The 14,006-nt window shown below is 41.9% G+C and carries 11 protein-coding genes; 5 read left to right on the plus strand and 6 right to left on the minus strand.

Annotated elements, in window-relative coordinates:
• Window positions 1-118 precede the first annotated feature (118 nt).
• Entirely contained in the window at window positions 119-2,131 is a 2,013-nt protein-coding gene (gene rep / locus N475_RS22345) for a DNA helicase Rep (RefSeq protein WP_063365989.1), read from the plus strand.
• Here rep and N475_RS22350 read toward each other — a convergent pair.
• From N475_RS22350 to elbB, 3 genes are all read right to left on the minus strand, one after another.
• Window positions 2,120-4,690: a diguanylate cyclase domain-containing protein gene (locus N475_RS22350; protein ID WP_063356850.1), complete on the minus strand. Its 2,571-nt coding sequence runs from the start codon at window positions 4,688-4,690 to the stop codon at window positions 2,120-2,122. The two genes, rep and N475_RS22350, sit on opposite strands and share 12 nt — an antisense overlap.
• Window positions 4,691-4,849: 159 nt before the next feature.
• Window positions 4,850-5,239 carry a c-type cytochrome gene (locus N475_RS22355; RefSeq protein WP_063356849.1) on the minus strand — a complete coding sequence of 130 codons (390 nt, stop codon included), beginning with the start codon at window positions 5,237-5,239 and terminating at the stop codon, window positions 4,850-4,852.
• Window positions 5,240-5,434: 195 nt separating this feature from the next.
• Window positions 5,435-6,088, minus strand: coding sequence for an isoprenoid biosynthesis glyoxalase ElbB (gene elbB, locus N475_RS22360; protein ID WP_063365990.1), 654 nt, complete (start codon window positions 6,086-6,088; stop codon window positions 5,435-5,437).
• Window positions 6,089-6,509: 421 nt separating this feature from the next.
• On the opposite strand from elbB, the gene polA reads away from it, so the two are divergent.
• Complete coding sequence (polA, locus tag N475_RS22365; RefSeq protein WP_063356847.1) at window positions 6,510-9,260, plus strand: DNA polymerase I; 2,751 nt, start codon at window positions 6,510-6,512, stop codon at window positions 9,258-9,260.
• A 138-nt stretch (window positions 9,261-9,398) separates the two neighbouring features.
• On the opposite strand, the gene N475_RS22370 is transcribed toward polA, so the two are convergent.
• Both N475_RS22370 and N475_RS25590 read right to left on the minus strand, forming a co-directional pair.
• Window positions 9,399-10,163, minus strand: a complete 765-nt coding sequence (locus N475_RS22370) for a hypothetical protein (RefSeq protein ID WP_063356846.1) — start codon at window positions 10,161-10,163, stop codon at window positions 9,399-9,401.
• 9 nt (window positions 10,164-10,172) lie between these two features.
• Window positions 10,173-10,322, minus strand: coding sequence for a hypothetical protein (locus N475_RS25590; protein WP_155730885.1), 150 nt, complete (start codon window positions 10,320-10,322; stop codon window positions 10,173-10,175).
• Between the two features lie 568 nt (window positions 10,323-10,890).
• Here N475_RS25590 and N475_RS22380 point away from each other — a divergent pair.
• The gene (locus tag N475_RS22380) at window positions 10,891-11,457 is read left to right on the plus strand and encodes a YceI family protein (RefSeq protein ID WP_063356844.1); all 567 of its coding nucleotides are present in this window, start codon (window positions 10,891-10,893) and stop codon (window positions 11,455-11,457) included.
• Window positions 11,447-11,986, plus strand: a complete 540-nt coding sequence (locus N475_RS22385; protein WP_063365991.1) for a DUF1285 domain-containing protein — start codon at window positions 11,447-11,449, stop codon at window positions 11,984-11,986. Before N475_RS22380 ends, N475_RS22385 begins: the two co-directional genes overlap by 11 nt.
• Here N475_RS22385 and yihA read toward each other — a convergent pair.
• Window positions 11,983-12,627 carry a ribosome biogenesis GTP-binding protein YihA/YsxC gene (gene yihA, locus N475_RS22390; RefSeq protein WP_063356842.1) on the minus strand — a complete coding sequence of 215 codons (645 nt, stop codon included), beginning with the start codon at window positions 12,625-12,627 and terminating at the stop codon, window positions 11,983-11,985. The two genes, N475_RS22385 and yihA, sit on opposite strands and share 4 nt — an antisense overlap.
• 365 nt (window positions 12,628-12,992) lie before the next feature.
• Between yihA and N475_RS22395 the strand changes: the two genes are divergently transcribed.
• Window positions 12,993-13,625 carry a c-type cytochrome gene (locus N475_RS22395; RefSeq protein WP_063356841.1) on the plus strand — a complete coding sequence of 211 codons (633 nt, stop codon included), beginning with the start codon at window positions 12,993-12,995 and terminating at the stop codon, window positions 13,623-13,625.
• Window positions 13,626-14,006 lie beyond the last annotated feature (381 nt).

Consider the following 14,006-nt stretch of genomic DNA (forward strand, 5'->3'; position numbering starts at 1 on the left):
CTTTTGTAGAACTGCCGTGACATCGCTAATAGTCCATTACGGTAGCGTGTATAAATTGGTATTACAGGCTTTATACGATAAACTAAGCGGCTTAGTTGGTCAGTGTGTACACCTTTTTATGAAACTTAATCCCAAGCAAGATGAAGCCGTTAAGTATATCAGCGGTCCGTGCCTCGTTTTAGCAGGCGCTGGCTCAGGTAAAACTCGTGTTATTACAAACAAGATTGCATATCTTGTACAGCAGTGTGAGTATAAAGCGCGTAACATTGCTGCGGTTACCTTTACGAATAAAGCGGCTAAAGAGATGCGAGAGCGTGTTGCTCAAACTCTTGGTAAGCAAGATGCGAAAGGCTTATGGATTTCGACATTTCATACTTTGGGATTGCAAATCATAAAGAAAGAGGTAAAAACATTAGGTTTTAAGCTAGGTTTTTCTCTATTTGATGATCAGGACACAGGCCAATTATTAGCTGAATTGACAGAGAAAGAACTGGACAGGGATAAGGATTTGCTCAACTTGCTGAAAATGCAAATTGGCAACTGGAAAAATGACCTTATTTTACCTGAACGGGCAATTCAAGAGGCTAGAGAGCCGCAAAAAGCACTTTTTGCGCAGCTGTATGCCCGTTATCAAATCCAGTTACGCGCATATAATGCATTAGACTTTGATGATTTAATTATGATCCCAACGCTCTTGCTGGGTAGTTCAGCTGAAGTAAGAGAGCGTTGGCAAAATCAATTTCGTTATTTGCTGGTGGATGAATATCAGGATACAAACACCAGTCAGTATCAACTCGTTAAGCTACTCGTGGGAGAGCGTGCTCGTTTTACCGTAGTAGGGGATGACGATCAGTCTATTTACTCTTGGCGTGGGGCAAAGCCTCAAAATCTGGTTTTGTTGAGTAAGGATTTCCCTGGGCTTCGACTGATTAAATTGGAACAAAATTATCGAAGTGCTGGGCGGATTTTGAAGTCTGCTAATATATTAATTGCCAATAACCCCCATGAATTTGATAAAAAGCTATTTAGTGAACTAGGTTACGGTGATCCACTTAGAGTGATCGCGACACGCGATGAAGAGCATGAATCAGAGCGGGTGGTTGCGGAGATCATTTCGCACAAGTTTATGAAACGAACCTGTTATAAAGACTATGCGATCTTATACCGTGGCAATCACCAAGCTCGGGTATTTGAAAAAGCGCTTATGGCTAACCGCATACCTTATAAAATAAGTGGTGGAATGTCGTTTTTTGCTCGCAGTGAGATTAAAGACATCATGGCTTACTTAAGATTATTGGTGAACCAAGATGATGACAATGCCTTTATTCGAATTGTAAATACACCGAGGCGTGAAATTGGCCCAGTGACATTAGAAAAGCTAGGCAGTCTCGCAAATGAAAAACATATTAGCTTATTTGAAGCCTGTTTTGACCCAGACTTGACTCAGCGCTTGACGGGCAAAGGGTTCAATGCCCTAGCCGGGTTTGCACGTTGGGTTGTTGAACTGAGCGATCGAGCTACGCGTGGTGATACGCTTGAAGCAGTCAAGGATATGATCAGAGAGATCAACTACGAGACCTATCTTTACGAATCTTCTACTAGTGCAAAAGCAGCTGAAATGAGAATGAAAAATGTCTCTGAACTATATCGCTGGATCAGTGATATGTTGACTGGTGATGCGGATAACCCGCCGATGACTCTTGCAGAAGTGGTCACTAAGTTGACACTTAGAGATATGATGGAGCGCAACGAAGAGGAAGATGAAAGTGATGCCGTACAGTTACTGACTCTGCATGCATCAAAAGGTTTGGAATATCCCCATGTATTTATGGTAGGCATGGAAGAAGGGCTATTGCCTCACCAAACCAGCATTGATGAAGATAATGTGGAAGAAGAGCGTCGTCTCGCCTATGTAGGCATTACACGTGCACAGCAGACGCTGACATTAACCTATGCAAAAAGCCGCCGTCAATTTGGTGAACAAATCACGCCTGAGCTGAGTCGTTTTGTTCAAGAGCTGCCGCAAGATGATCTTGAATTTGAAGGAAAAAAAGCGGTTGTTTCGCAATCAGAGCGAATGGAGAAAGGTCAAGCGAGAGTTGCTAACTTACGCGCGATGTTAAAACGTTAACGTTTCAGGCGTATCGACTTCATTGTCATTTTTAAATGCGCCTTTTAGGGTCTGTTGTTTACCAAAAAATAGCTGCAGGCCATGCTTTTCAAGCAAGCTTCTGAAGTTAAGAATCGCTGGGCCTTTGGCGATGACCTGAATTGATTTTAATTGGGTGATCGCTAAGATCCCTTGGAGCTGTATATCATAACTGTTTTGTTGCAATACGCGTTTGCTAAATACTGAACTGAGTAATACATATTTGAAGTCAATGCTACTCAAAAAAGCCAAATCACAGCGGTCTTTTGCAAAATCATTGAGGCCAATACTTACACCTAGCTGAGCTAACTCTTTTAAATTTTCTATTTGTACACTTGAAGCATAGCGAACTTCATTTTCATCAAAGACTAAGCACAAGCGGGTGGACATTTGGTTGAGTTGCTGCTTTAAAACATGAAAAGCGGACGTTTCAAGAATGATAGTTGAACAGGCAAAGAGTACATCTTGTTGATAATTAGCGGCAATCTTTTGGGCTTTTGTTAAAAGATCCAATTCAATATCAAGATGTTCATCAGGCGCAGCTGCAAATTTTTTCAAAATATCGAAGCTGGTACTACCCAGTACAGGGTGCTCACCAAATGCTTCTAGTGTAATAATTTGCTGTGACTGATTACCAAAATCAACTATTTCGGTACTTCTAAAGTGTGTAGGTAAGGCCGTTAAGTGATGTCGTTCAGTTGGTTTGTTGCTTGTACTGGTTGAGGCTGTAAGTAACGGGTGATAAAACTCATAGCGGCCACGCCCTGCGTTTTTGGCATAATACATTGCGGCGTCTGCGTCGCGGATGATTTCATCCGTATTTTTATAATTTTTATTACTGTAAGTAATGCCAATACTCGCTCCGCTTTGCATACAGATACCTTTCATGCAAAACGGTTGCTGCATCACGCGGATCAAACGCTTCGCAACATCTTCAGCTTGTTGTTTATCCGTCAAGTGATCGAGCAAGATCACAAATTCATCCCCAGCCAAACGGGCGAGTAAGTCGTGTTCACGAATACATTCAGAAAAAGCTTTTCCCACCCAAATCAAAAATTGGTCTCCGGCTTGGTGACCTAACTCATCATTGATGACTTTAAACTTATCGAGATCTATAAAGAGCACTGCAAAGTTATGTTCAGGATAACGCTGGTATTTTTGCAATGTTTTCTCAAGTTGTGTCAAAAACAAGCTGCGATTTGGTAGGCTAGTGAGCGGATCGTGGTGAGCATCATGATACAGTTGTTGCTCGATTTTTTTCCGTTCTTCTATTTGCATCTGTAAATGTAAATTGGTTTGCCTGAGCGCCTTGGTTTTTTCAGCGACGCGATGTTCCAATTCTTGGTTACTGGCTTTAAGTGCCTGATTAGCTAAGTGGGTTTGTAATACAGACGCTATTTGGTTAGAGACAAATGAAATGAGTTCGACATCTTCATGATTGTACTCGTACTCATAGTTGTACGCTTGGCAAGCGATTAACCCAATAACGCCCTGAGCGGTTTTTAATGGGGCCCCTAGCCAGCTAGTAGCGGTCTCTAAATCATCGTAGTCAGGTGGCCGCTTAACAACACCACCATCAATTAATACACCCGCTCTTTTTGTATCTATGAGTTGACTTCGCTCTGTAGTAATAACCAGTTCACTATAGCCTTTTGCAAAAGGCCTAGGTCGGTACTCTGTGACTTCATCGACACAGTATGGAAAGCTCAACCAGTTAGAGCTCTTGTCATGTAGAGCAATATAGAGATTATTGGCAAAGGTGATAGAACGAATAATCTTATGGACTTGTTTGTAAACGTCATCGATGTCGCTAAACTGAGTGGCTAATTCAGAAATTTTAAATAATATTTGTTGCCGCTCAAGAGCACGTTTGCGCTGTTCAATTTCTTTATTGAGCGCGTCATTACTCTGCATCAGTGCCCGAGTACGAATTTTCACTTCAGACTCAAGTAACTCTCGTTTTTTAACTCGCTCTATCGCAGTTGCAAGATAGAGTGACATAACCTCAAGCAGTTCAATCTGGTGTTCACTATATGCTTGTTCAGCTTGATAGCTCTGTGACACCATAACGCCAATAATATTGGAGTCTCTAAAAATAGGTACGCCTACCCAGTGCTCTGCTGGACTACCAAGTGCCTTAAACTTTTCTTCTACAATCATTTGTTGCATCTGCTTTTTAGTCAGATACAGCACCTTTTTGGTGTCAAATACATACCCTGTCACACCTTGGTCGAAGTGGTGTGATTCATGCAACGGAACCGAAATACCGTCTTTTTCATCTACAAAGTAAGAGAGCTCTAATGCTTGTGTGAATTGATTTTGCAATACGACATAAAAGCTTTTGCTAGGAAGATGTTGTTCTAAAATACTGTGAATAGCGGGGTACAGAAGGGTTAGCTCGGCAACAGTACTGGCCTGTTCAGAGAGCTGGATCAGGGCATGTTGCAAGTGATAGTTTTGTTTGTATTTTTTCAACAAGGACTCTAAGCGGCGATTCTTACGAGTTAACTTGCGAATTGCAACGTTGTTTTGATCTTCCAATGATTAAACCAGAGGCTATTATTGTTTATTTATTAAACTTTATATTTTCATTTTTGACATGGAGGGTCAAGTGTAAAATATTAATAAAGTTTCGAGCTTGATATTCTGCCTTAATTGAAAGAAATAAGCGAGCGCTCGTCTCGCTTATTGATACAAAATTTATTTGATCATAAACTCAATTGCCGCTGCAATTTCTTCATCGCTACAATCCATACATGTGCCTTTTGCTGGCATCGCATTAAATCCATTGATGGCGTGATCAAGTAAAACGTCAGATCCTTTTGCTAGTCGTGCAGCCCAGTCATCCGCTGTTTTTGGTGCGCCTAATGCGCCTGTACCATGACATGCAAAACAAGAAGCTTGATACACTTGCTCACCAGAGCGCGGCCCTGTTGGCGCTGCAGCAGCGGTATCTTGTGCACCGGCTAAATAAACCGAACCAATCGGTTCTAAGCGCTTTTTAATGGCTTCTTCGGTTAGAGAATTATCATACGGCTGTGCGACGGCGGCCGTGGATAGCAATAAGAGTGCTGCTGACAGTTTCTTCATTTACCTTGCTCACTTCAATTTTAATGTCTTCGATCACGAAGCACGACGGATGACGGTTCCAAATTGAGTATAACGTCACCAACTAATTTATCAAAAATGTAAGCTTGATCTTAAGCGTATAAAAAACAACTTTTATTGCGTTAGGGCAAAGATTTGGCATTTTATGCTTAAAACCAAGCAAAATTTTAATCTAAGCTAGCTGATAAACGTGTTTAGGCGTGCAATGGCTTTTTCTATTCCTGAAGACGCTTCACTGATACTAGAAGCCAGCATGTAAGCTGGTGTACTAATGACTTTTTGTTGTTCGTCAACAACAATATCACTTACTTCACAGTTAACATGTTCTGCACCCAGTGCGGTCAGTGCTGCAGCGGTATCTGGATCTGTGCCAATTGTCGCCAGTGTACCTGGTTTGTGAATGTGGCCAATCAGTGCTGGGGCGATACACAAATAAGCGATTGGCTTTTGTTGCGTATTGAATTTCTGGCAGGCTGTTTTCACTGTCTCTAAGACTTGAGATTCTGCGCCCTTGAAAGCAAAATCTGATAAGTTTTTTGCAACACCAAACCCACCCGGAATCACCAAAGCGGCAAATTCGTCAGGGTTTAAAAGAGCCAAGTCTTGAATGTCACCCCGGGCGATCCTAGCAGCTTCGGTTAAAACATTTCTTTTTTGTGCTTGTTCTTCACCTGTTAAGTGGTTTATGACGTGGTGCTGATCTATATTTGGCGCAAAACATTTATATGTGATGCCATGGCTTTCTAAATGCAACATAGTCAGTACAGACTCGTGGATTTCTGCGCCATCAAAAACGCCACAGCCACTAAAAATGATCGCAACTTGTTTCATGTTTTATCTCCTGAGGCTCATTATGCCTGCTATATTCAATGTGAGAATGTTGAGTGTGAAAAAAAATATAAAGGATCTGCTTTGATCTTTGATCGTTTGTGTTAGTATACGCCTCCGCCTGAAAAAAACAGGTCGTTTTATCGCCACTATAATCGCGATAAAAATACATTAGGAACGACATTTCCACAAATGTCCAATTAAAAATTAAAAATATTAGTCTATAATTTTTTATTATTTATCAATAGTTTGCTGTATCATTTATGGGGCTTGACGTTTCTTGCTCACGGTACCCTTATGTTTATCTACAAACTTATCCACAGCTTTTCCTCGATAAGTAACATTGCACTCCCCTCGTTTTATGCTAATCCTTGTGGCATTCTTAGCGAGTTTTTAAATATTTATAATTAGGATCCAAAATATTATGCCTCAGATCCCAGAAAACCCTTTAATTTTGGTGGATGGTTCTTCCTATTTATTTCGCGCTTATCATGCGCCACCGCACTTGACGAATTCTCAGGGTGAAGCAACTGGTGCGATCTATGGCGTAATCAATATGCTAAAAAGCTTGGTTAAGCAGTTTGATCCAAGCCATATGGTTGTTGTTTTTGATGCCAAAGGGCCAACTTTCAGAAACGACATGTACTCAGAATACAAGGCAAATCGACCTCCGATGCCTGATGATCTCCGTACCCAAATTGAGCCTATTCATGAAATCATAAAAGCGATGGGCCTGCCCTTGGTCAGTATTGCTGGTGTTGAAGCTGATGATGTGATCGGCACATTTTCCCGCATTGCTACAGAACAAAAGCGCCATGTATTGATAAGCACTGGTGACAAGGATATGGCGCAATTAGTCAATGAGCACGTTACATTGATTAATACCATGACAGATACCGTGTTGGATCCGGCTGGAGTAGAGGGCAAGTTTGGTATCGGTCCAGAGCTTATCATCGACTTTTTAGCGCTAATGGGAGACAAAGTGGATAATATCCCAGGCGTGCCCGGAGTGGGAGAAAAGACCGCGCTGGCGATGTTGCAAGGTTTGGGCTCTATTAAAGAGCTGTATGCTAACCTAGAGCACATTGCGCCATTGGGCTTTCGCGGCTCAAAGAGCATGGCGAAAAAACTAGAAGAGCATAAAGCACAGTTAGAGCTTTCTTATGAATTGGCTACCATCAAGCTCGATTGTGACGTGGAAGAAGATCTAGACACATTTAAGATCCAACCAGTGGACAAAGATCGCTTGATTGAACTGTATGGTCAATGCGAGTTTAAACGCTGGCTTGCAGAGTTGCTTGACGGTAAGGCGGCACCGCAAAGTGCGGCACCATCAGCCACTTCAGCGCCTCAACCTGAAATTGTTGGTAACTACGAAACTATCTTAACGTCTGAGCAACTGAATATCTGGGTTGAAAAGCTCAAAGGCGCAGAGGTAATGGCTTTTGATACAGAAACAACCAGTTTAGACTATATGCAAGCTAATTTAGTCGGCATGAGCTTTGCGGTTGAAGTGGGTGAAGCTGCTTATTTACCCTTGGCCCATGACTATATGGGAGCGCCAGAGCAACTTGATAAACAGCTCGTTTTTGAGCTTTTACAGCCAATCTTGGAAAATAACAATATCAAGAAAGTTGGCCAAAATTTAAAGTACGACAAGAGTGTACTGGCACGAGCTGGGATCACCTTAAATGGCATCGAGTTTGATACCATGCTTGAGTCATATGTGTTTAATAGTGTAGGTACGCGTCATGATATGGACTCGCTTGCACTTAAGTTTTTAGGCCACAAAAATATCAGCTTTGAAGATATCGCGGGCAAGGGTAAAAAGCAGCTAACATTCAACCAAATCGAACTTGAAAAGGCTGCGCCTTATGCCGCTGAAGATGCCGATATCACGCTCCGCCTGCATCAGCACCTGTGGCCGCTAGTGGAAAAAGAAGCCAGTTTAGTCAGCGTGTTTCGTGACATTGAGTTGCCATTGATCAATGTACTGTCTGATATGGAACGTACCGGTGTTAAAATAGATAGCACTATGCTCGGTGAGCAGAGCCTAGAGATTGAAAAGCGCTTGGCTGAGCTTGAACAAGAAGCGTATGCGTTGGCAGAAGAAGAGTTCAACCTCAGCTCTACGAAACAGTTACAGGCGATTTTGTTTGAAAAGCAAGGTTTGCCGATATTGAAGAAAACGCCAAAAGGCGCGCCTTCAACGGCTGAAGAAGTATTGCAAGAATTGGCGCATGACTATCCGTTGCCTAAACTGATTATTGAGCACCGAGGTTTGGCAAAACTCAAATCAACTTATACAGACAAACTACCAAAGCTGATTAATGACGAGACTCAGCGCGTTCACACCTCTTATCATCAAGCGGTGACTGCAACAGGTCGTTTAAGCTCTACAGATCCAAACTTGCAGAATATTCCAATCCGTAATGAAGCGGGTCGTCGGATTCGCCAAGCATTTGTTGCGGATGAAAACCACATGATCCTAGCGGCTGATTATAGCCAAATAGAATTGCGTATTATGGCCCATTTATCACAAGATAAAGGGTTACTGAGTGCTTTTGCAGCTGGGAAAGATGTCCACAGTGCAACGGCATCTGAAGTTTTTTCTGTGCCACTCGAAGAGGTGACCTCAGATATGCGCCGTAAAGCAAAGGCGGTTAACTTTGGTTTGATTTACGGGATGAGTGCATTCGGTTTAGCCCGTCAGTTAGATATTCCTCGCAACGAAGCTCAGCACTATATGGATAAGTACTTTGAGCGTTTTCCAGGCGTGTTAGAGTATATGGAAAGCACACGTGAAAAGGCTGCTGAGCAGGGTTATGTAGAAACACTATTTGGCCGACGTTTGTATTTGCCTGATATCAAAGCGCGTAATGGTGCGCGTCGTAAAGCTGCTGAACGTGCCGCAATCAATGCCCCGATGCAAGGCACTGCTGCGGATATCATTAAAAAAGCGATGATCAAGGTACATCAGTGGCTGCAAGCGCATAGCCAAGATGAGATCAAGTTGCTGATGCAAGTACACGATGAATTGGTGTTTGAAGTTAAAGCCGACAAAGTGGCTGAGTTTAGTGAGCACATTTGTCGTCTAATGAGTGAAGCTGCGACCTTAGATGTCCCCTTGGTTGTTGAAGCCGATCACGGAGACAACTGGGAGCAAGCGCACTAAATTGCTTGCCCACTTAGAGCATGGGTTAACCATGCTCTAAGTGCTTTACCTTAACCCTATGATTCAATAGGCTGTGGGTCCATAGTGAGTCAATCACTGAGCAAAACAAGCTTTCAAGTTATGTTCAGAACGTATGGATTAGTTCGACTTGAATCTATATGCCTTCCTGACTCTTTCTGGTTGTTCATCCAGCAATGTTCGTTTCATATCAGAAAAGCTCGGAATTTCTGCGTTGTCTATTTTATCTAAAATAAGTTTTGGCTCGTTGTAAAAACGCAAGCCCTGTGGATTTTTTGATAATTCATTGAGTTTGTACTTTTCGAATACGGCTGGGTGGAACTTAGCGTCTGACAACCGCTTGTTTACCCTGTAAGGGATCTGCCACCAAATATAAGTTTCATCTGGATTTTGATTTTGCGTTCTGGAGGGTCTTTCTCCGTCTACTTCAGCGTCTGCGGTGCCAAAGTCAATGGCTTTCCATCGACCATCTTTACCTATGCCTACGTTTGAGGCTTTGATATCTTTATGGTGAATACCGCTTTTAATTAATCTTCTTCTAATGATGTAGAGATCTCGAGCGAGATTAACTTCCGAGTCGAGGACCTCATAGGGATTAGTTGAATAAACCGCAGGGTTTGCAGATTGTGAATATAGCGATGAGAGCGTGGTCACTTTTTCCATCAATATTCCAGTTCTAGTGAAAACAGGAATAGTTTCGTGTGCCCACTTATCCAATGCAGGTGATTCAGGTATAGTCTTTTCTGGTTGTCGCGAGACGGGATAAATTTCTCCATAAGCGAATGGCTGGGCGACACGGTCTTTATTTTTTTGCCAAGCTTGCAAGTGTGCTGCGTATTCATAGTCTCCGACATCTATGCGTCCGGAATAGAATGTTTTTAGCACTTTACCATTTTAGCTGGTATCAAAAATTTCCCCGCAATTAACTGAATCGATAAGTTTGGTGAGGGTAAATCTGTACTGCGACCCTTTAATTTTAAGGTCATCTGACAGTGTTTCAGCTTGATCATCTTTGTGATTGGGTGTGTCACTTAATGTCAGCACGCCGGCCTCCTGCTAATATTCGATTTATTTGGCACAATTTACGGTGCCCTCACCATTAAAGTCGCAGTTGTTCGGTTAATGTGATGTCATGTTTTTCAAGTTGCCTCTGTGATATTCATTTTTAGGGCAGGAAACTATCAACGAACTTGACCAAGCTAAAATGTCGCCATGTCCCGAATTTACAGGGCCCGTGTAAAGCTAACGTAAAAAATATCACTTATTTGTTTAAAAACTATCAAATTGGCTCGTTATTTGCTTTGCGCTGTTTATTTCTAGATGGCTATTTGCTACAGTTCGCGCCGTCCTCATCCTGTAGGACATCCTGTTGATGATGTATCTCTCGAAAGAGGATACTGTGTATTGATAGCTTCTCCCCAGATTGCTATAACGGCTCGTAAAAGGTTTATACGAGCCGATTTTTCTCTCCATTTGATATCTACCATATTTAAGACAGTTTTACGTCTCGCTACCGGGTAAATTAGAAAGAGCCAATCCATTTGACACCATCCTAACTCTCTTCATATTTATTTGTTAAGATGTGAGAAACTTTTACATACAGGAATACGTCATGCTTAAGCCTCTATTGATCGGTAGCTTATGTTTTATGTCTCAAGCCGTGTCTGCTTGGCAATTAAATAATGAACTGAGTGATCTGAGTTTTACGTCAATCAAATTGAATAGCATTGCTGAAAACCACCATTTTACTTCGCTGTCTGGTCAAATTAGCGATGCAGGTAAACTTAAAATCTCTATTGACTTGAGTAGCATAGAGTCTTTGATCCCGATCAGAAATGAGCGCATGAAAAAGGTGCTGTTTGAAGTCTCAGAATATAAAACGGCAACAATTGAAACGGATCTAACACCATGGTTACCTCAATTGAAAGATGGCATGCAAATTATAAAAGCTTTACCTGTTAAGCTTAATTTACACGGCAAAAATTTAATATTGAAGTTGGATCTAGTTATCAACAAGCTGGGCAAAACAATGCACGTAGCGCCTCAGCGTGCTGTGTTGATCAATAGCCGTGATTTTGACCTCGAAGGCGGAGTAGAGGCACTGCGTAAATTAGCGGGTCTAAGTCATATTTCGCAAGCTGTACCAGTTACATTTAATTTGGTATTCAATGACCAGTAAACTTGCGCAGCTATTAGCACACTATGTTTCATCACATTCACCAACGGAGCGCTGGCAAGCTGGTGAGTGTGGTGTGGGTGAGTTTTCAATCGACGCAGGTGGGCGCTGGTATCATCAGGGTGATGAAATTAAACGGCTTGCGTTGGTGAAGTTGTTTGCCAGTGTTTTATGCCGAGAAGATGGAGCGTATCGGCTAAAGACTCCCTCCGAAACTTGTCTTGTCACTGTTGATGCAAGCCCATTTGTTATTGTTGCTTGGCATGAGTGCCAAATCGCTGCTCAATATGGGGTTGCGCCAACGATCATATGTGAAGACAACTTAGGGCGATTTTGGCCAATTTGCGATACTTTCCCTCTATATTTAGATGATTATAAAGGGCAGCAGATCCCACATTTGACGCTAAATTATGGCTTACACGCGCGCATAGATCGCAATGTATTTTATCAATGGGTAGAGATAGCAGAGCTCAGTGAGCAAAATGACATAATGCTATTGCGCTCTGCTGGTAAGACGTTCGAATTGACCTAGCTAGTTTGTGCGTCTTCGTCAGTTTCTTCTTTAACGTATGGCCCTAAAAACCAATCATCTAACTGCCAAGCGAGTTCTTTCAAACCAAGCCCTTTAAGTGATGAAAATGCGTGTACGGTAATATCACCATCTAGTTCCGATAGCGCCTTACGAACCTGTAAGACTTCCGCCTTACGTTTACCCTGTTTCAGTTTGTCGGCTTTGGTGAGTAGTGCAAGTACGGGGATATTACTGCCAACAGCCCAATTAATGAGGTCCATATCAAGATCTTTCATGGGGTGGCGGATATCCATCAGAACAACAATGCCTTTTAAGCTTTGGCGCTTTTGCAAATACTCACCCAATGATTTTTGCCATTTCTTTTTCATTTCAATAGGCACTTTTGCAAAGCCGTAACCTGGTAAGTCAATAAGTCTTCTTTCTTCATCGAGTGCAAACGTATTAATCAGCTGGGTGCGACCAGGTGTTTTACTGGTACGAGCAAGCTTTTGATCAGTAAGTGCATTTAAAGCACTCGATTTGCCGGCGTTGGAGCGCCCAGCAAAAGCCACCTCTATGCCACTGTCAGCGGGAAGGCGGGAAATATCTGGTGCGCTGGTTATGAAAGTGGCGCGGTTATATGGCATACGAGATTTTAACACTCTTACTCCTAAGCGGATTGTATGATTCTGAAATCTGATTCTTTAATTTTATCGTATTTTATTACATCTGGCACGCTTTGCAAAAGCAAAGAAAGTCTACAAATTTTAGCAGCGTCAAGGGAATTTCTGGACTAAGTTTAATCTATGTCAAAGCCATATAAATTATAGGTTTAATATGAGTAGAAAATATATCGAAGAATTTTTTATCGTGTACTATGTAAAAATTGCAGCGTAAAGCGTGAGCATATTGAGCGTCACTTAATAATTTAAGTCAATGTGCAAATGATGAGTATCTGCCCAGTTTTGCAAAATTTAGCGTATTTTGCTTGGGTTGAGAGTTACAGGGTCGAAACAGAGAATTTACCATGAAAAAAATAGCATTATCTTTAACTATGCTGCTAGGTACGTTGTCAATTAACAACGTTGCAGCATTCGATGGCGACGCAGAGGCTGGTAAGGCAAAAGCGGCAACTTGTGCTGCTTGTCATGGACCAAATGGCAATGCCCCTGTGACCATGTATCCAAAAATAGCTGGGCAGCATGCAGATTATATTTACAAGCAGCTAAAAGAATTTAAGCTGGGTATGACTTCCGGTGGTAAAGAAGGGCGTATGGAGCCTGTAATGAGTGGTATGGCGATGCCTCTGTCTGATCAGGACATGAAAGATCTAGCTGCCTACTTCGCAAGCTTGCCAATGAGCGCTGGAACGACCCCTGAAGATGTGGTTACGGCGGGCCAAAAGTTGTACCGTGCTGGTGATGCAGAACGTGGTATTCCGTCTTGCATGGCATGTCACGGACCTCGAGGAAATGGTACCTCTCTGGCAAAGTTTCCTAAGATCTCTTTCCAGCATCCAGAATACATCAAAGCTCAACTAGAAAAGTTTCGTGACGGCGCACGTGAAAACGATGCAAACGGTATGATGAGAGATATTGCGATTAAACTCACAGACAAAGACATTGAAATTTTGTCTAAATATCTGGGCGGATTACACTAAAGTCTCATTCCCTCATTACCCACTTAGATCTTATTCTAAGTCATGAAAAGGCAGCTTAATAGTTGCCTTTTTTTGATCTGTTAGGTGTGAGATATCTCTCACTATCGATGTGAGAATATAGCTAAGTTAAAATGTAAGCATTAACGTAAAATGAATTTTATTTAATTTGTAAGTTTATGTATTTATTTGTCTTTTGTTTTTTTCTCTGTTGCAGAGGTAATAATTTTGTTATTGATTAGTTGTAACTGTTTAAAATCAGCGTAGATTAATCCCTGTCGTCAAGACAACACAAAAACAGGGACAATACGTAGGAAGCGTAGACGGCAAGATTAAGGTATTCATTTGGATGCCAAATTAGGTGGAAGAAAAATAAAGCGTTAG

The sequence above is a fragment of the Pseudoalteromonas luteoviolacea DSM 6061 genome (genome assembly GCF_001625655.1).
Taxonomy (GTDB): Bacteria; Pseudomonadota; Gammaproteobacteria; order Enterobacterales; family Alteromonadaceae; genus Pseudoalteromonas; species Pseudoalteromonas luteoviolacea.